Source organism: Polaribacter sp. 2305UL8-11 (assembly GCF_058147165.1).
Genome location: NZ_JBYVJW010000016.1, coordinates 26116 through 45151, shown reverse-complemented (window position 1 = coordinate 45151; position 19036 = coordinate 26116). Strand labels below are relative to the sequence as shown.

At 28.6% G+C, this 19036-nt stretch carries 21 protein-coding genes and 3 tRNA genes; 10 read left to right on the top strand and 14 right to left on the bottom strand.

Translation table 11 applies throughout. The features are described 5' to 3' along the window. Positions 1-56 precede the first annotated feature (56 nt). Positions 57-1265 carry a GTPase HflX gene (hflX, locus tag ACY2RW_RS14040; RefSeq protein WP_490123366.1) on the top strand — a complete coding sequence of 403 codons (1209 nt, stop codon included), beginning with the start codon at positions 57-59 and terminating at the stop codon, positions 1263-1265. Beyond that, positions 1246-2115 (top strand): hypothetical protein, encoded by an 870-nt coding sequence (locus ACY2RW_RS14035; RefSeq protein WP_490123365.1) that lies wholly within the window; start codon positions 1246-1248, stop codon positions 2113-2115. Before hflX ends, ACY2RW_RS14035 begins: the two co-directional genes overlap by 20 nt. Positions 2116-2119: 4 nt before the next feature. On the opposite strand, the gene ACY2RW_RS14030 is transcribed toward ACY2RW_RS14035, so the two are convergent. Further along, the gene (locus ACY2RW_RS14030) at positions 2120-3232 is read right to left on the bottom strand and encodes a CNNM domain-containing protein (RefSeq protein WP_490123364.1); all 1113 of its coding nucleotides are present in this window, start codon (positions 3230-3232) and stop codon (positions 2120-2122) included. A 239-nt stretch (positions 3233-3471) separates the two neighbouring features. On the opposite strand from ACY2RW_RS14030, the gene ACY2RW_RS14025 reads away from it, so the two are divergent. From ACY2RW_RS14025 to ACY2RW_RS14010, 4 genes are all read left to right on the top strand, one after another. Next, positions 3472-3543: transfer RNA gene (locus ACY2RW_RS14025), tRNA-Gly, on the top strand. A gap of 21 nt (positions 3544-3564) precedes the next feature. Further along, positions 3565-3650: transfer RNA gene (locus ACY2RW_RS14020), tRNA-Leu, on the top strand. 185 nt (positions 3651-3835) lie between these two features. Continuing rightward, positions 3836-5227, top strand: coding sequence for a DUF1800 domain-containing protein (locus ACY2RW_RS14015; RefSeq protein ID WP_490123363.1), 1392 nt, complete (start codon positions 3836-3838; stop codon positions 5225-5227). Between the two features lie 10 nt (positions 5228-5237). Continuing rightward, on the top strand, positions 5238-6428 hold the full coding sequence (locus tag ACY2RW_RS14010; RefSeq protein ID WP_490123362.1) for a DUF1501 domain-containing protein: 1191 nt from the start codon (positions 5238-5240) through the stop codon (positions 6426-6428). Positions 6429-6656: 228 nt separating this feature from the next. Here the strand turns inward: ACY2RW_RS14010 and ACY2RW_RS14005 are convergent, their stop codons facing one another. The 10 genes from ACY2RW_RS14005 to pdxA all read right to left on the bottom strand — a co-directional run bounded on the left by ACY2RW_RS14005 (position 6657) and on the right by pdxA (position 13709). Further along, positions 6657-7361: a LytR/AlgR family response regulator transcription factor gene (locus ACY2RW_RS14005; RefSeq protein ID WP_490123361.1), complete on the bottom strand. Its 705-nt coding sequence runs from the start codon at positions 7359-7361 to the stop codon at positions 6657-6659. A gap of 18 nt (positions 7362-7379) precedes the next feature. After that, complete coding sequence (locus tag ACY2RW_RS14000) at positions 7380-7694, bottom strand: Hpt domain-containing protein (RefSeq protein WP_490123360.1); 315 nt, start codon at positions 7692-7694, stop codon at positions 7380-7382. A 29-nt stretch (positions 7695-7723) separates the two neighbouring features. Then, entirely contained in the window at positions 7724-8134 is a 411-nt protein-coding gene (locus tag ACY2RW_RS13995) for a response regulator (RefSeq protein ID WP_490123359.1), read from the bottom strand. Positions 8135-8255: 121 nt separating this feature from the next. Continuing rightward, positions 8256-8705, bottom strand: a complete 450-nt coding sequence (locus tag ACY2RW_RS13990) for an Lrp/AsnC family transcriptional regulator (RefSeq protein WP_490123358.1) — start codon at positions 8703-8705, stop codon at positions 8256-8258. 88 nt (positions 8706-8793) lie between these two features. Further along, positions 8794-10134, bottom strand: coding sequence for an acetyl-CoA carboxylase biotin carboxylase subunit (gene accC / locus ACY2RW_RS13985; protein WP_490123357.1), 1341 nt, complete (start codon positions 10132-10134; stop codon positions 8794-8796). 80 nt (positions 10135-10214) lie between these two features. Next, the gene (accB, locus tag ACY2RW_RS13980; protein WP_490123356.1) at positions 10215-10694 is read right to left on the bottom strand and encodes an acetyl-CoA carboxylase biotin carboxyl carrier protein; all 480 of its coding nucleotides are present in this window, start codon (positions 10692-10694) and stop codon (positions 10215-10217) included. A 26-nt stretch (positions 10695-10720) separates the two neighbouring features. Further along, on the bottom strand, positions 10721-11716 hold the full coding sequence (locus ACY2RW_RS13975) for a beta-ketoacyl-ACP synthase III (protein ID WP_490123355.1): 996 nt from the start codon (positions 11714-11716) through the stop codon (positions 10721-10723). Between the two features lie 154 nt (positions 11717-11870). Further along, positions 11871-12065, bottom strand: coding sequence for a 50S ribosomal protein L32 (rpmF, locus tag ACY2RW_RS13970; protein WP_490123354.1), 195 nt, complete (start codon positions 12063-12065; stop codon positions 11871-11873). A 1-nt stretch (position 12066) separates the two neighbouring features. After that, entirely contained in the window at positions 12067-12603 is a 537-nt protein-coding gene (locus ACY2RW_RS13965) for a YceD family protein (RefSeq protein WP_490123353.1), read from the bottom strand. Between the two features lie 71 nt (positions 12604-12674). Further along, the gene (gene pdxA, locus ACY2RW_RS13960) at positions 12675-13709 is read right to left on the bottom strand and encodes a 4-hydroxythreonine-4-phosphate dehydrogenase PdxA (protein ID WP_490123352.1); all 1035 of its coding nucleotides are present in this window, start codon (positions 13707-13709) and stop codon (positions 12675-12677) included. A 59-nt stretch (positions 13710-13768) separates the two neighbouring features. Between pdxA and ACY2RW_RS13955 the strand changes: the two genes are divergently transcribed. Beyond that, the gene (locus tag ACY2RW_RS13955) at positions 13769-14353 is read left to right on the top strand and encodes a riboflavin synthase (protein WP_490123351.1); all 585 of its coding nucleotides are present in this window, start codon (positions 13769-13771) and stop codon (positions 14351-14353) included. Here ACY2RW_RS13955 and ACY2RW_RS13950 read toward each other — a convergent pair. From ACY2RW_RS13950 to ACY2RW_RS13940, 3 genes are all read right to left on the bottom strand, one after another. After that, positions 14343-14522 carry a PID-CTERM protein-sorting domain-containing protein gene (locus ACY2RW_RS13950; protein ID WP_490123350.1) on the bottom strand — a complete coding sequence of 60 codons (180 nt, stop codon included), beginning with the start codon at positions 14520-14522 and terminating at the stop codon, positions 14343-14345. The two genes, ACY2RW_RS13955 and ACY2RW_RS13950, sit on opposite strands and share 11 nt — an antisense overlap. An 87-nt stretch (positions 14523-14609) precedes the next feature. Next, positions 14610-14683: transfer RNA gene (locus tag ACY2RW_RS13945), tRNA-Ile, on the bottom strand. 60 nt (positions 14684-14743) lie between these two features. Next, a complete protein-coding gene (locus ACY2RW_RS13940; protein ID WP_490123349.1) occupies positions 14744-15715 on the bottom strand; it encodes a polyprenyl synthetase family protein in 972 nt (323 codons plus the stop codon). A gap of 128 nt (positions 15716-15843) precedes the next feature. On the opposite strand from ACY2RW_RS13940, the gene ACY2RW_RS13935 reads away from it, so the two are divergent. From ACY2RW_RS13935 to ACY2RW_RS13925, 3 genes are read left to right on the top strand one after another with little or no spacing between them, the layout of a single operon-like run. Beyond that, positions 15844-16440: a TetR/AcrR family transcriptional regulator gene (locus ACY2RW_RS13935; RefSeq protein WP_490123348.1), complete on the top strand. Its 597-nt coding sequence runs from the start codon at positions 15844-15846 to the stop codon at positions 16438-16440. A 45-nt stretch (positions 16441-16485) separates the two neighbouring features. Beyond that, the gene (locus ACY2RW_RS13930) at positions 16486-17847 is read left to right on the top strand and encodes a TolC family protein (protein WP_490123347.1); all 1362 of its coding nucleotides are present in this window, start codon (positions 16486-16488) and stop codon (positions 17845-17847) included. 10 nt (positions 17848-17857) lie between these two features. Next, positions 17858-19036 (top strand): efflux RND transporter periplasmic adaptor subunit, encoded by a 1179-nt coding sequence (locus ACY2RW_RS13925; protein WP_490123346.1) that lies wholly within the window; start codon positions 17858-17860, stop codon positions 19034-19036.

Genomic DNA, 19036 nt, shown 5'->3' with positions numbered 1-19036 from the left:
CTTAGTTGGAGCTTTTTTTTGCTACCACTCATTTAATCTTTGTATTTTTGTGTCCTATGATAGATCAAAAAGAAGCCGTTTCTGAAAAAGCCGTTTTAATAGGTATTATTACACAACAACAAGACGAAGAAAAATCTGAAGAATATTTAGATGAATTAGAATTTTTAACAGCTACAGCTGGTGGAATTACTGTAAAACGTTTTGTTCAAAAAATGGAAAGGCCCAACCCTAAAACATTTTTAGGAACAGGTAAATTAGACGAAGTAAAGAGTTTTATAGAATCTCACAATATAGGTACTGCCATTTTTGATGATGAACTCTCTCCTGCTCAACTTAGAAATATAGAAAAAATCTTAGACTGTAAAATCTTAGATAGAACCAATTTAATCTTAGATATTTTTGCACAAAGAGCACAAACAAGCTCTGCAAAAACACAAGTAGAATTAGCACAAAGCGAATATTTGTTACCACGCTTAACCAGACTTTGGACACACCTTGACAAACAAAAAGGTGGTATTGGAATGCGTGGACCTGGAGAAACAGAAATAGAAACAGACAGACGTATTATTCGTGATAAAATTGCAGTTTTAAAAAAGAGATTAAAAACTATTGATAAGCAAATGGCTGTTCAGCGAAAAAATCGTGGTAAAATGGTACGTGTTGCTTTGGTTGGTTATACCAATGTTGGGAAATCTACGTTGATGAATGTAATTAGTAAAAGTGATGTGTTTGCAGAAAACAAACTCTTTGCAACTTTAGACACAACTGTACGTAAAGTAGTCATTAAGAACATTCCTTTTTTAATGACAGATACAGTAGGATTTATTAGAAAATTACCCACACAATTGGTAGAGTCTTTTAAATCTACGTTAGATGAAGTTCGTGAGGCAGATTTGTTGTTACATGTGGTAGATATTTCTCACCCAAATTTCGAAGATCATATAGCCTCTGTAAATACCATTTTAACTGACATTAAATGTGATGACAAACCCACGTTAATGGTCTTTAATAAAATTGATGCTTATGAATATGAAACGATTGATGAAGATGATTTAATTACCGAAAAAACAAAAGAACATTACACTTTACAAGACTGGAAAAAAACTTGGATGAATGATAAAGAAGTAGAATCTATTTTTATTTCTGCTTTAAACAAAGAAAATTTAGAAGATTTCAAAGAAAAAACGTATGAAGAAGTAAAGAAAATTCACATTCAACGTTTTCCTTATAATGACTTTTTGTATTATGAGTATAAGGAGGATTAAATTAGATATTAATTTCAAAAAACTACCATTAATTATAGTACTATTGTTTTCTTTTTGTAAAAGCAAAAATTCTTTTATTGTTGATTATATAGAAAACATAAAAACAAAAAATCTTTTAGAAAAGAACCCATTACTAATAATTGATGGATATATCGTTAATTATGATTCTATCGATAAAGGTTGGTTAAAATTAAGAGAAGAGAATATTAAAAAGAAAGAATATTTAGGGAAAAATAAAAGTACACCAATTTATGGTTTAAGTGGGAAAAATGGTGTTATAATAATTTCAACATCTAACTTTAAATTTAAAAGTGAAAAAGTTGAATATTTAAAATCAAAAAAAATAATTGAAAGAGATATTATTTTAAATGATAAAATACAAAAATCACAGATTAAAAGTATTCATCTTTCTGATTTAGAATCTTCTAAAAGTATGTTAGTTAGTACAATAATACAGAATAAATATAGAGGCGTTTTTGTAAATATAATAAATGAGTTAAAAGAAAAATATCCAAATCAAAAAATTTTATTATCTGAATCTTATTCATTTATCTGTAGTAATTGCCCTTCAGAATATATAAAAATTTTTAATGGTAATGTTATTTATAGCTATAGTCTAGAAATTGTCAATAATGAAATTAAATATAAAATCTTAAAAAGAAAGAGTGATAAAACTAATGATAAAGAAATATTGTTTTTATATAACCTTTCTATGTCAAATGATAATTGGAATATAAGTTCTAAAAAGTATAGTACAGATGAATGCTATGATGGAAGTCAAACTTTATACAGTTTAATTGATAAAAATGACTCAATAAAAAGTTTATATACAAGGTGTTGGAAAAAGTAAGTTTTCACTCTTTCCCATCCTCAATAATCCCCATTCTTTTAGCACGATTTTCCCAAGATTTTCTGGCATACAGTTGTAAATCTGCAATATTATCAGATTCGTCCATAATTTCTAAACCTAACAAAGTTTCAATAACATCTTCTTGAGAAACGAGTCCGCTTACAGAGCCATATTCATCAACAACTAATGCAATATGTTCTCTTTCTTTTATTAACTTATCAAACAAATCTGGTATAGATAAATCTCTATTTGCAACAATAATTTCTCTTTTTATAGAAGCTAAAGTTTCTTTCCCTTTTCCATCTATAATCGCCTTGTATAAATCATCTTTCAAAAAATAACCAGTAATTTCATCCGGATTTTGTGCAAAAACAGGAATTCTAGAAAAACGTAACATTTTATGATTATCATAAAAAGATTGGATGACTTCATTTTCGTCAGATAGTTTCAATACCGTTCTTGGAGTCATTATATCGTTTACTTTTATCTCTTTAAAACCCAATAAATTACGTATCACCTTACTTTCATTTTCTTTAAAAACTCCTTCTTTTTCAGCCATATCTGCCATCACTAAAAAACTCTCTCTACTTAACACGCTTCCATGTCCTTTACCTCCAATTAACTTTGTAGTTAATTGTAAAAGCCATAAAATACCTGTAAATTTTAATGGAAAAATCATCACTTTTAAAGCTTTAGAAGTAAAATTTGCCAATTGTTTCCAATAAGTAGCGCCAATAGTTTTAGGTATAATTTCTGAAGCAACAAGAATTAAGATTGTCATAATAGTAGAAACAATACCTACCATAACATCTTCTGTAATTTTAACTCCTAAAATACTTCTTACAGAAGTTCCATACATTTCTGCATAAGCTACTTTTGCTTGTACACCAACCAAAATTGCACCAACTGTATGTGCAATTGTATTAATGGTTAAAATAGCTATAAGAGGTTTGTCTACATCTTTTTTAAGAGTTTCTAATTGAATTGCATAATCTGCTCCTTCACTCTTTTTTAAGTTGATAAATGTTGGAGTAATACTTAATAAAACAGCTTCTAAAATGGAACATAAAAAAGAAAAGAAAATAGAAATAGTTGCGTAAATTATTAGTAATGTCATTAATATAGATTTTTAACAAAAATACGCAAAATAATACGTTGTCAATACTTCCAAATATGATTAAAAAACAATATCTATTTGTAAATAGATAAAGGAATTTTACCTTGCATCAAGTTTTTATCAATTTTTCATTAAAAAAGTTTAAAACTATTTGTTGGATAAACAAAACTTGTTATATTTGCACCGCTCTAATAATTAGATAGTATTTATAAGAGTAAAGTTCATAAAAAATAATGACTGCGAAAGTAGCTCAGGGGTAGAGCATCACCTTGCCAAGGTGAGGGTCGCGGGTTCAAATCCCGTCTTTCGCTCTATTTAAAATAAATACCAATGCTGAAGTGGTGGAATTGGTAGACACGCTGGACTTAAAATCCAGTGAGCAGTAATGCTCGTATGGGTTCAAGTCCCATCTTCAGTACAAAAACCGTAACATTTAGTTGTTACGGTTTTTTTGTATAACATACTTATCACTTTCATTTCTTCTATTTAATAAATCACTTCACTTTTTTAGGTTATTTAAACATTGATAATATTTAAATAATTTAACTACTTTTTAAACCATCATACAAAAAAATTGTCTAAAAAGTATATTCTCTATAACTTATGAAGCAAAGACACATACAACATCTATATTGGAGAACAGGTTTTGGCATTAATTTTTTAGATCTTTCTAAATTAAAATCTAAATCTAAAACAGACATAATCAATGAGCTTTTTGATAAATATTCGAACTTTGAAAAATTAGAATTAAACCTGTCTGAATTTCGAGATTTTAATGTTAAATCTGCCAAAACATTAAGGCAGGAATTAGGCGAAAAAAAATACAGAGAATTAAAACAAAAAAGTCAACAAAAAGTTAAAGATTTAAATGCTGCTTGGGTTGATAGATTATCTGATAAAACGCCCAATTTTAGAGAAAAAATGACACTTTTCTGGGCAAATGTTTTTGTTTGTAGAGATAACAATATTTTTCATATTCAACAATACAATAATGTTTTAAGAAAACATTCTTTAGGAAATTTTAGAGACTTTGTAAAAGCAATTGCTAAAGAACCTTCTATGAGTAAGTATCTTAACAACAAGCAAAATATTAAAAAGAGTCCAAATGAAAATTTTGCGAGAGAATTAATGGAACTCTTTACTTTAGGTGTTGGCAATTATTCAGAAAATGACATTAAAGAAGCTGCAAGGTCTTTTACTGGTTGGAATTTTGATAGAAATGGAGCTTTTAAGTTAAGAAAAAAACATCATGATTTTGGAGAAAAAAAATTCTTTAACAAACAAGGTAATTTTGATGGTAATGATATTATAGATATCATCTTAGAACAAAAACAATGTGCAAGATATATTTGTGAGAAAATTTATGTTTACTTCGTAAACCCAAATATAAATGAGAAAAGATTAGAAGAAATAACAACATTTTTTTACAAAGATTATGATATTAAAAATTTAATGAAATACATTTTCTCATCTCAATGGTTTTATGAAGAAAAAAATATTGGTGTAAAAATTAAATCACCTATAGAAATGCTGGTAGGTATAAAAAAAACAGTACCATTTTCTTTTTTAAAGAAAAAGCAGTTGTATTATATCCAAAAAATGATGGGGCAAATATTACTATACCCTAATAATGTTGCTGGTTGGAAAGGTGGCAGGAATTGGATAGATTCTAACACATTAATGTTTAGAATGAAGTTGCCCTCTTTATTATTAAGTAATGCCATTATTAACTTAGAACAAAAAGGAGAGTTTGAAGACAGTTTTAATGAGTATTATTCTAAAATGAGAAAAAAGAATAAGTTTATAAAAACAGATAAAAAATGGAATACTTTTTTAAATGAATATGGAAAATTAACTCCAGAAGAAATAAAAAACCTATTAATTTTATCTCAGTTAGATATTGATACAAAAAAATTTTTAGAAAAATTAGAAATAAATTCTAATAAAGATTTCTGTGTACAATTAATGTCAATTCCAGAATATCAACTTTGTTAATTTATAAAATATGAAAAGAAGAGATTTTTTAAGACAAAGTACATTAGCAAGTAGCCTTTTTTTTGTTCCTAATTTTGTAAAAGCATTCGAGAATGTTGCAAAAAGTACTTTAGGATACAAAAAATTAGTCATTATCCAATTATCTGGTGGTAATGATGGTTTAAACACAATTATACCTTACACAAATGATATTTATTACAGAAGTAGACCAGAGCTTTCTATTCAAAAAAATAATTTAATTAGGGCTACAGATGCTTTAGGATTTCATAAAAATTTAGCTCCTTTAAAAAATTTATACGATCAAGGTTATTTATCTATTATTAACAATGTAGGATATCCAAACCCAAATAGATCTCATTTTAGATCTACAGATATTTGGCAAACTGCAAGTGATTCTAATCAATACTTAAATACAGGTTGGTTAGGTAGATATATTGATAAGTATGGGAAAAACCCATACTCAGGTATAGAAATAGACGATAGTTTATCATTAATTATGAAAGGCAAAAATATAAACGGGATTGCTACTAAAAATCCTAGAATATTATTTGCAAATACACAAACACCTTATTTTAAAAAAGTTTTAAAACACCAAAGTGATGCGCATTTGAGTGAGCACAATTTAGGATACTTATACAAAACTATGATAGAAGCAAACTCATCTGCTAAATATATTTATGAGACTTCTAAAACTTATAAAAGCCAGTTAAATTACCCTAACAATCCTTTTGCTAAACAGTTAAAAACTACTGCAGAATTTATAAACTCTAATTTAGAAAGCAAGGTGTATTATGTTTCTATGGGAGGTTTTGATACGCATGCTTATCAAGAAAATAGACAAAATAAATTATTAAAAACTTACGCAGAATCTGTAGCCGTTTTTGTAAAAGATTTACAAAAAAACAATACTTTTAAAGATACTTTAATTCTAACTTTTTCTGAATTTGGTAGAAGAGTTGAACAAAATGCTGCTGAAGGAACAGATCATGGTGCTGCAAACAATGTTTTTCTAATTGGGAATAATTTAAAGAAAAAAGGATTTTATAATGAAGCTCCAAATTTATCTAAGCTAGATAAAAATGGAGATCTAATTCATTCTATAGATTTCAGATCTATTTATGCAACAATATTAGACAATTGGCTTCAGGTAAATGATGCTACTATTTTAAACAAATCTTTTAATAAGTTAAGTTTTATTTAACTCTAAAATCATAAAAAAAGAGTCGATATTTTAAAATATCGACTCTTTTGTTTCAATCTATAAATCCCCCAACTTATGATTGTTTCCTTAATTAACCCAACCTAATAATTAAATATTATCATTAATTACACTTCAAATATAGCCCATATAAAAGAAGTAAATTATTACATTTCGATAAATTGAGATTTACAATCGGTAAGTTGCTTGTTATATTAGACGAAAGACTTTTTAAAGTAAGTTTAGTCTTTGCATTAATTCACTTTTATTAGATCTACTAATGGGTATTACACTTTTTCTAATAAGCACACTATTGTCTTCTATATCTATAATTTCTGAAATATTAATTATAAAAGAACGATGAATTCTTAAAAATAAAGAAGATGGTAATTTGTCTTCAATCTTTTTTAAAGTAGAGTGTACAATGTAATTTTTTTCTTCTGTTTTTATACTAATATAATCTCCCTTAGCTTCTACAAAGTGAATGTCTTTAATGTTTATTTTTACCAATCTTCGTTCTACACTTACGTAAATAAAATCGGCATCCTCTTTAACAGTATTATCTAAACTATCTTTTTTAACGTTTTTTAAATGAGACAATTTTTGTAAAGATTTTTGAAACCTTTCTAAGGTAATTGGTTTTACTAAATAATCTACCACACATTCATACTCAAAAGCTTCTAAAGCAAAGTTTTTATCTGATGTTGTTAAAATAACTTTTGGAGGAGATTTTAAGGTTTTTATAAAATCAAAACCAGAAAATGTTGGCATGTGAATATCTAAAAATATTAAATCGATTTCATTTCCATTTAAATATTTTATTGCTTCTATTGCAGAACTAAACTCCTCTTTAACAGAAACTTGATCTGAGTTAGAACATAACTGCTTAATAATTAACCTAGCAGTTGCATCATCATCTATAATTATACAATTCATAGTAATTTAGAGGCATTATTAACACCCTAAATATACATGAATTTTATTTAAGACATTTATAAAATCTTTATGCAGTTCTAAATTTCCTTTTTTTAACTCTTTTTCAAATGTAGATGCTAACTCTAATCCGTCTTTTAAACCTAAAATACTTATTTTATGCTTAATTTTATGAACGTTATTAGCAGCTTCATTGTAGTTTTTTTTATTAAAATTTGTGTTAAACAACTTATATTCTTCTGGAAATTCTTTTTTAAGTACCGCTAAAATACTTTCTTGAAAAGCAATATCTCCTCCAGAAAGTTCTTTAATATAATTTAAGTTTGGTGTTTCCATACAATATAAAACGTTTTAAACTGACTTACCTATTTCTGAACAAGTTCGTTTTCTTTCCAGTATTTTAATAATGATTTTACTTTTTTTGAGTACTTAGTATATAAATCTGGTTTTGTAAAATATCCTGCAATTCCTAAATCGTAACACTTTTCTAGCTCTTTATTATCTTCAGAATTAGACATAATTACAATAGGTATGTTTTTAAACTTAATGTTTGCCTTTAAGTTTGCTAAGAGTTCTAGACCATTCATTTCTGGCATGTGTAAATCTAAAATAATTATATCTACCGTTTTTTTAGTTTCATTCAAAAACTCTAAAGCTTGCTTACCATTTATTGCTTCTGTAATAGAACAAGAAAAACTAAAGTCTTTGCAAACTTTTTTAAACTTCATCCTTTGAATTTGATCATCATCAATAAGTAATATAGAGAGGGATTTCATCTATCTTAATTTAATTTAAGCACATTACAAAGATGATTTATAAAGTGTAAAAAAAAATATTTGTTAGTTTATTTGTAATATAAACTCGTTAAAAAGCAAGGTTACTATGTTTAACTTTAATCTAAATATGTATTTGCCTATCAATATTTTGGCTTAAAGACATAAAAGTTTCTATATGAGAAATGCCATGGATTTTTAGGATTTTATTCTCTAAAACATGCATAAAGTCTTTGTTGTTTTTACTAACTACTTTTATAAAAATAGAAAATTTACCAGTTGTATAGTGGCATTCTACAATCTCTGTAATCTCTTCCATTCTTTTAATTATTGATGATAATACTGCTTTTGGTTCTAGATGAACCCCAATAAAAGAAGTTGTTGTATAGCCAATTGAAGCATTATTAATTTTTAAATGATATCCATCTATCAACTTAGATTTTTCTAACTTTCTTAACCTTTGGTGTATTGCTGCTCCAGAAATACCAACTTCTCTAGCAATACTTAAGATTGGAGTTCTTGCATCTTTTACTAAGTTTCTAATTATCTTTTTATCAATTCCGTCTATTTTCATTCTTTAATCTTTAACCTTAAAGATAAAAAAAATAGAGAACACTTAATGTATTCTCTATTTTTATATCAATTTAAAACTAAAATTTAATTTAAGCTTTCATTTCGAAATCTTCCATAAACTTAGTTGTATAATTTCCTGCAACATAATCTGGATGATCCATTAATTGTCTATGAAAAGGAATTGTAGTTTTAATACCTTCAATTACAAATTCATCTAAAGCACGTTTCATTTTATTAATTGCCTCTTCTCTAGTTTGCGCTGTTGTAATTAACTTTGCAATCATAGAATCGTAATTTGGAGGAATCATGTAACCTGCATAAACGTGGGTATCTATTCTTACACCATGACCACCTGGAGAATGAAAAGTTGTTATTTTTCCAGGAGCTGGTCTAAAATTGTTATTTGGGTCTTCTGCATTAATTCTACACTCTATAGAATGCATTTGCGGATAGTAATTTTTACCAGAAATAGGTACACCAGCAGCCACAAGAATTTGCTCTCTAATTAAATCGTAATTTACAACTTCTTCTGTAATTGGGTGCTCTACTTGAATACGAGTATTCATTTCCATAAAGTAGAAGTTTCTGTGTTTATCTACTAGAAACTCTACAGTTCCTGCTCCTTCATATTTTATAAATTCTGCAGCTTTTACAGCAGCTTTACCCATTCTTTCTCTTAAATCATCTGTCATAAAAGGAGAAGGAGTTTCTTCTGTTAATTTTTGATGACGTCTTTGAACAGAACAATCTCTTTCTGATAAATGGCAGGCTTTCCCAAAAGAATCTCCAACAATTTGAATTTCTATATGTCTTGGCTCTTCAATAAGTTTTTCCATATACATATCATCATTTCCAAAAGCTGCTTTACTTTCTTGTCTTGCAGATTCCCAAGCGTCTTTTAAATCTTCTTCTTTCCAAACTGCACGCATTCCTTTACCTCCACCACCTGCAGAAGCTTTTAACATTACTGGGTAACCTGTTTCTATTGCTAATTTTTTGCATTCTTCAAAGTCTGCAATTACACCTTCACTACCAGGAACACATGGTACACCAGCTGCTATCATTGTAGATTTTGCATTTGCTTTATCTCCCATTTGGTCAATCATCCTACCAGATGCACCAATAAACTTAATATTATGCTCTTCACATAAATTAGAAAATTTTGCGTTTTCTGATAAAAAACCATATCCAGGATGTATTGCATCTGCATTTGTAATTTCTGCAGCAGCTATAATATTAGGCATTTTTAAATAGGATTCAGAACTTGGTGCAGGTCCTATACAAACAGCTTCATCTGCAAATCTTACATGTAGACTTTCTGCATCTGCTGTAGAGTATACAGCAACAGTTTTAATGCCCATTTCTCTACAAGTTCTAATAACACGAAGTGCTATTTCTCCTCTATTGGCAATTAATATTTTTTTAAACATAATATAAGAGTTTTTAAGTATGAGTTTTTAGTTATGAGTTAGAAAAAAAATCTAATCTCTAAAAATCTAAACTCTATCTATTAAGAAGGGTCTACTAAAAATAATGGTTGATCAAATTCTACTGGAGAAGAATCATCTACTAAGATTTTAACGATTTTACCAGAAACTTCAGATTCTATTTCGTTAAATAACTTCATTGCTTCAATTACACAAACAGTGTCTCCAACACTAACATCTGTACCAACATCTACAAAATTTGGTTTGTCTGGAGATGGCTTTCTATAAAACGTACCAATAATTGGAGATTTTACTGTGATGTATTTAGCTTCATCATTCTCTACTTTTTCTGCTGCTTCTGCTGGAGCTGCAGCAGGTGTTGCTGCTACTGGCGCTGTTGGTTGTGGCATACTAGCCATAGGAGCTGCTTGAACAATTGTTGTTTCTGTTTTACCAGCACCTGTTCTAATTGTAATTTTTACATCTTCCATTTCTAACTTTACCTCGCTTGCACCAGATTTAGCTACAAATTTTATAAGATTTTGAATTTCTTTAATATCCATACTCATAATTGTTTAGTTGTTGTATTTTATGAATTATAAGCCCATTTTACAAAGGCAGCTCCCCAAGTGAAACCACCGCCAAATGCGGCAAAAATTAAATTATCTCCTTTTTTTAATTGATTCTCATAATCTGCTAGCAATAATGGCAAAGTAGCAGAGGTTGTATTTCCATATTTATGGATATTCATCATGACTTTTTCTGATGAAACTCCTACTCTATTTGCTGTTGCTTCTATGATTCTTTTATTTGCTTGATGTGCAACCAACCATTGAATATCGTTTTCTGTAAGGTTGTTTCTTGTTAGCATTTTTTCTGCAACATCTGCCATGTTAGAAACTGCGTATTTAAATACAGTTCTTCCTTCTTGATATACAAAATGCTTTTTTTGTGCTACAGTTTCTTCAGTTGGTGGCATTATAGATCCTCCTGCTTCTATTCTTAAAAAGTCTCTTCCTATTCCATCACTTCTTAAAAATTCATCCTGTAACCCTAAACCTTCTGTATTTGGTTCAAATAAAACAGCTCCAGCACCATCACCAAAAATAATACAGGTAGCTCTGTCTTTATAATCTATAATAGAAGACATTTTATCTGCACCTATTAATAGTACTTTTTTATATCTACCAGATTCTATATAACTTGCTGCTGTAGACATACCGTATAAAAAACTAGAACATGCTGCTTGTAAGTCGTATCCAAAAGCATTTACTGCCCCAATTTTTGAAGCAACATAAGCTGCTGTAGCTGCTACAGGTAAATCTGGAGTTGCAGTTGCAACAATTACCAAGTCAATTTCTGATGCTGTAATCGATGATTTTTCTAACAATTCTTCTGCGGCTTTAATTGCCATATAAGAGGTTCCTAAACCTTCTCCTTTAAGAATTCTTCTTTCTTTTATCCCTGTTCTACTTGTAATCCACTCATCATTAGTATCTACAAAAGTTTCTAGTTCTTTATTTGTTAATACATACTCAGGAACGTATTTCCCAACTGCTGTAATTGCTGCAGTGATTTTAGTCATAATTTTGATTTAATTTCAAAAACTTACAATAGTCAAAAGTAGTGAAAATTATTTCACTTTTTAAGGCAAATTTTACCAAAAAAGACAAAAATTACTTTAAAAAAGCAAAAAAACCCTCAACAATGAGGGTTTTTATGGAACTTTTTATAAAGTTCTATGCTTCAGCTGATGCAGATTCTAATACTACTTGACCTCTGTAGTATAATTTACCTTCGTGCCAATGAGCTCTGTGATATAAATGTGCTTCTCCTGTTGTAGGATCTGTTGCAATTTGTTGATCTGCTGCTTTGTAATGTGTTCTCCTTTTATCTCTTCTTGTTTTAGATATTTTTCTTTTAGGATGTGCCATTTTATGTCTTTTTTTCTGTTATTAAATTCTTTAATTTATCCCATCTTGGGTCAGTTTCTTCAACTGTTTTTTCTTCTTTTATTTCTAATTCTTTTAATTTATTTAATGCTTCAGATTCCATTGTGCCATCTAAAACTTTAGGATGAACTCTTTTGTTTGGAATAGATAATACAATCATTTCATAAATAAACTGAGCTACATTAAATTCGTAAGCTTCATGAGGTAAAATTAAAATTTCCTCATTATCATCATTAAATTCTGGACCAAACTTTACAACTAATGGTAAAACTGAATCTACTTCTTGGTTGTATAATTCATTGGAAACATCACAAGGAACTTCTACATAGCCATTGGCTGAAAAAGTTAATTCAAATAATGTACTTTTTTTTATAAAATTTAATGCTATTTTTATTGATGAACTTGTAAATTCATCATAATTAAAAGCTTCAAAGAACGTATTATCAATTTCGTATTCAAATAAATGGTTTCCTTCTTTTAATCCTACAAACTGTATGTTGAATTTCTTTAAGTCTTTCATTACCAAACATCAATTGAGCGTGCAAAGATATAAAAAATTATTATTTTACAATCTTTTCTATTAAAAGATTTTTACTTAATTAAAAGCGGATTTTTGGAGAGTTCTTTATATTCATTTCGGGTTTTAAAAATCTGAATAGCTGTAAATAATGCTTCTTTAAAAGAAGATGGATTTGCTTTATTTTTACCTGCAATATCAAAACCCGTTCCATGGTCTGGAGAGGTTCTTACCTGGCTTAAACCTGCTGTATAGTTAACCCCATTACCAAAAGACAAAGCTTTAAATGGTGCCAAACCTTGGTCATGATAGGTTGCTAAAACTCCATCAAATTGCTTATATGTTTCAGAACCAAAAAAGCCATCTGCTGCATAAGGTCCAAAAACCAATTTACCAGAATTTTTAATTTTATCTATTGCTGGTCTAATTAACTCATCATCTTCTTTACCAATAACTCCTTTGTCACCACAATGTGGATTAAGAGCTAAAACTGCAATTTTTGGTTTATTAATTCCAAAATCCTTAATTAAAGATGCATGCATTGTTGTAACCTTCTCATTAATTAACTCTGGTGTAATTGTTTCTGCCACCTTAGAAATTGGTATATGGCCAGTAATTAAACCTATTCTTAGCTCATCTGTCATTAAAATCATTAAACTTTTACCCTCTAATTTGGCTTCTAGATACTCTGTGTGTCCAGGAAAATTAAAATCTTCAGACTGTATTGTTTCTTTATTAATTGGTGCAGTTAATAAAACATCTATTTTATTTTCTTTTAAACTTTTTACAGCGAATTCTAATGATTTAGCTGCATAAAGTCCAGACTCTTTAGTAGCTGTTCCTAACTCTATAGCTACGTCTTCTTTCCAAATATTTAAAATATTTATTTTATTATGATTAATTTGGTTTATAGAAGTTATACCATGAACTGGAGTTTCTAATTGTAATGCTTTTTTATGATAAGAAATCACCTTTGTACTCCCAAAAATTACGGGAGTACAAAAATCTAACATTCTTTTATCTTGAAAGGTTTTTAGAATTACCTCAACACCTATTCCATTTAAATCTCCGATTGAAATACCAACTATAATTTTCTCTGTTTTATCCATAGTAACTCTTGTATTATTCCTATTTTTGAATATCACAAAAGTAATTAAATTTTACAGATATGTTTACCGGAATTATAGAAACACTTGGCACAATTACAAACTTAGTTAAAGAAAAAGAAAACATTCATTTAACCATAAAAAGCAACTTTACTAACGAATTAAAAATAGATCAAAGTGTTGCTCATAATGGGGTTTGTTTAACTGTTGTAAATATTATTAACGACGAATATACTGTTACAGCAATAAAAGAAACTTTAAATAAAACTACAATTGGCAGTTTGTCTATATATGATATTGTTAATTTAGAAAGAGGAATGAAATTAGGAGATAGGTTAGATGGCCATATTGTACAAGGACATGTAGATCAAATAGGTGTTTGCAAAAAAATTAAATCAGAAAACGGAAGCACTATTTTTACTTTTAATTATGATGCATCAACAAATAATATTACAATAGAAAAAGGATCTATAACTGTAAATGGAGTGAGTTTAACAGTTGTAAACTCTAAGAAGAATGAATTTAGTGTAGCTATTATACCCTATACAATAGAAAACACTACGTTTAAACACATTAAATTGGGAGACTCTGTTAATTTAGAATTTGATGTGATTGGAAAATATGTAAGTAGATTAGCTAATTTTTAGTTTTATTTATCCCATAAATTACAGCAGTAACTATTAAAAATATTACTCCTCCATCTATTGATAAACCAGGTGGTGGTGGTGGTGGCATTGGTGGTGGAACCACCTGACCATTAGTTGCGTATGCAAAAATAAGCATTAATAAAAATGCTGTAAACTTAATTTTCTTCATTTTATATCCCCCCAGATTTAAAAACTTGAAATATTTATTACTGCAAATATACCAATATATTTTTGATACAACAACAATAAAATAAAGTGGTCCCACTTGGGCTCGAACCAAGGACCACCTGATTATGAGTCAGGTGCTCTAACCAACTGAGCTATGGGACCAAATTTATTGGGTGCAAATGTACTATTTATTTTAAAATGATACAATAAAAAATAAAAATCTTAAACAGATCTATTCATAAGCCATAAACCAAAGTTTTTTAAATTGGTTTTTCCATCCTCAGAAATTTCCATTTTAGATAAAGTGTCAAAAGCTTTTTGTGTATATTTTTCTATTTCCTCTTTTATTAAATTAGGTATATCATTTAAAAGAAAAATTCTTTTTACATCTGCAATTTTTACTGTATTTTCTTTTCTTTTCTTTCTGTATAAATATTTTAATTTTCCAACTTCATGCTCATTTGCAACCTCTAATGCTTTTAAATACAGAAACGTTTTCTTATTTTCTATAATATCTCCTCCAACCTGTTTCCCAAAAGTTTCAGGATCACCAAATGTATCCAAGTAATCATCTTGTAATTGAAAAGCTAACCCTAAATTTAATCCAAAATCATATATTAAGTCTGCATTTTCATTTGAAGTTTCTGCAACTATAGCTCCCATTTTTAGTGCTGCAGCAACCAAAACAGATGTTTTTAAACAAATCATATTAATGTATTCATTAATAGTAACATCGTTTCTAGTTTCAAAATCTACATCCAATTGTTGCCCATCACAAACTTCTAAAGCAGTTTTACTAAATAATTGTGCTAATTTTTGAAAAACTTTTGGTTCGTAATTTTCAAAATATTGATACGCTAAAATTAGCATTGCATCTCCAGAAAGGATTCCTGTATTTAAATCCCATTTTTCATGCACAGTTTCTTTACCTCTTCTTAAAGGAGCATCATCCATAATGTCATCATGAATTAATGTAAAATTATGAAAAACCTCAACAGCTAAAGCAGCTGGCATTGCTTTTTGATACTCTTTTGAAAAAATATCTGCAGCCATTAAAGTTAAAATTGGGCGCATTCTTTTACCTCCTAATTTAATTATATAATCTATAGGCTCATATAAATTTTTAGGCTCTTTAACCCACTTTTTAGACTCTAAATAGTCTATAAAATCTTTTTGATAATGTAAAATATCCAAAACTGTAATTTTTTGTAAAAATAGGGTAAACAATTTTTTATTTTCTATTCAAATGTTAAAAATTAACTAAAACTTTGGAAACTTTTTTTGTTTCTAAAGTTTCCATTCGTACATTTGCATCCGAATTTATGAGAGAAAAAATAATAGAAAAAGCTGGAGAGTTATTCTTAAAATTGGGTTTTAAGAGTGTAACTATGGATGAAATTGCCAATGAACTTGGTATTTCTAAAAAAACATTATATAAATATTTTAACAATAAACACACTTTAGTAGAACAAACAACAACTACGCTCCATAATTCTTGTTTAATTGCTATAGAAATGATTAGCAATCAAGGATTTAATGCCATAAAAGAGAATTTTGAAATAAAAAAAATGTTCAAAGAAATGTTTCAAAATGCATCTTCTTCACCAATCTATCAATTAAAAAAATACTATCCAAAAATTCATGAAAAAACAATGCAAAAAGAAATGGTTCTCTTCTCTGAATGCTTGCAGAAAAACATGCAAAAGGGAATTGCAGAAGGCTTTTACAGAAGCAATATTAATATAGAACTTGCAACACGTTTTTATTTTTCTTTAGTTTTTAGTATTCATGAAAACACCATAGAAAATCATAAAATACCAAAACTAGAGCAAGAAGTTTTAGTGTATCATACAAGAGCAATTGCTACTAAAAAAGGACTAGAAGAACTAGAAAATCAATTAAAAAACAACCAATTATAAATGAATAAATATATATACTTTTTGTGTTTACTTGTTTTTACAAGCATGTTAAACGCACAAGAAAAGACAATAAAACTGTCTTTAGATGAAGCTATAAATTTTGCTTTAGAAAACAGTTACAACACAAGAGCTGCAAAAAATGATATTAATTCTGCCAAAGAAAAGGTTTGGGAAACAACAACTATTGGTTTGCCACAAATTAATGCAAAAGTAGATTATCAAAACTTTTTAAAACAACCTGTTTCATTACTACCTGCAGCAGCTTTTGACAATACGTCTTCTACTGTTAAAACTGTTGAAGATTACTTTAACCTTCAAGCAAACAGACAACCAACTGCACCAGAAGGTTTTATTCCTGTAGTTTTTGGTACAAAACAAAATGTAAACGCTTCTATAACTTTAACACAATTATTATTTGATGGATCTTATCTAGTTGGTTTACAAGCTTCTAAAACCTTTTTAAAAATCTCCAAACAAGCAGAAGAAAAAACTGAAATGCTAACTAGAGAAGCTGTAATAAACGCTTATGGAAACGTTTTGGTTACAGAAAAGAGTATTGCAATTGTAAAAAGTAATATTAAAATTTTAGAAAAAAATTATAATGACGCTAAAAAAATATATGAAAACGGATTGAATGAAGAGGAAGATGTAGAGCAATTAGAAATCACATTAGGTAACCTTAAAAATCAGTTAAATAGCGTTATTAGAATGAAAGCTATTGCTTATCAAATGTTAAACCTATCTATAGGAAATCCTATAAATACAAATCTTATTCTAACAGATACTTTAGATGGTTTAGCAGAAAAAAACATAAGCTTAGCTTTGTTAACAGAAAACTTTAACATTAATAATCATATCGATTTTAAAATTTCTGAAAACGACAGAGAAACCAAACGTTTAATGATGAAATTAGAGCAAAGCAAAGCCCTACCAAGTTTATCTGCTTTCGTAAATTATGGTACTCAAGCTTTCTCAGATTCTTTTACATTTTTTAATAGCAACCAGCAATGGTTTCAACAATCTTTATTAGGCGTAAGCTTAAACGTGCCTATCTTTAGTAGTTTTGGTAGAAAATCTAAAACTGCACAAGCAAAAATAGCTTTAGAAACTGCAGATTTACGATTAGAAGAAACAAAACAAAAACTTTATCTACAGGCAGAAAACGCTAAAAACGAATATCAATCAAGTATTGAAAATTATCAAATTAATAAAAAAAATGTTGGTTTGGCAGAACGCATAGAAAAGAAGCAAAGAATTAAATTTTTTGAAGGGATTTCTTCTAGTTTCGATTTACTTCAAGCACAAAACCAATTATACGCACAGCAGCAAAATTACATACAATCTATGTTAAATGTCATTGCAAAAAAAGCTGCCTTAGAAAACGCACTAAACTTACCTATTAAATAACCAAACGATTATGAAAAAAATATATGTATTCCTTATTTCTGCTCTTATTTTATCCGCTTGCGGAAATAAAAAACAAGTTTCTACTGATGATGTTTTAGCCACAAATGATGTTGCTCAAATAAAATCAAAAAAAGCAGAATTAGATGCCAAACAGCAAGAAATAGCTTCAGAGCTAAAAAAAATAAACGATAAGTTAGATGATTTAAATGAAGATAAAAACATTCCTTTAATTACTACTTACAAAGTAAAAGAAGAAGTTTTTACACACTTTATTGAATTGCAAGGAAGTGTTCAAACCAAACAAAACGTTTTGGTATATCCAGAAATGCCAGGTATTTTAAAAGCTGTTTATGTAAAAGAAGGGCAAAGAGTTTCTAAGGGACAAGTTTTAGCAAAAATAGATGATGGTGGTATGTCTTCTCAACTAGCACAATTAGAAGGAAATGCACAATTAGCAAAAACTACTTATGAGCGTCAAAAAAGATTATGGGATCAAAAAATTGGGTCAGAAATTCAGTTTTTACAAGCAAAAACAAATTATGAAGCACAAGCAAATGCTGTAAAACAATTAAAAAGTCAGTTAGGAAAATCTACTATAAGAGCGCCTTTTTCTGGAATTATAGATGATGCTTTTAAAGAAAGAGGAACTGTAGTAGCTCCTGGGCAAGGTTCAGAAATATTTAGAATTGTAAATCTTTCTAACATGTACATAGAAACAGAAGTGCCTGAAAACTATATTGGTAGTATTACAAAAAATAAAGAGGTAGAGGTAAATTTCCCGGTTTTAGGAGAAACAGTAAACTCTAAAGTAAGACAAGTTGGTAATTTTATCAACCCAAATAACAGGTCTTTTAAGGTAGAAATTGGTGTTCCTAATTTAAAAGGAAAAATAAAACCAAACTTAACTGCAAGATTAAAATTGAATGATTACACAAATCCAAATGCCATTTTAATTCCACAATCTATTATTTCTGAAAATGCGAATGGAGAACAATTTATCTATATCATAAAAGATAAAAATAAAAATAACGAAGCAGTTGCAGAAAGATTAATTATTGAAACTGGAAAAACTCAAGGAAATATGATTGAGGTTACCAAAAATCTTGCTGCAGATGCAGAAATTATTATGGAAGGTGCAAGAAGTGTAAATAATGGTCAGGCTGTAAAAGTGATTAATAAAAAGCAATAA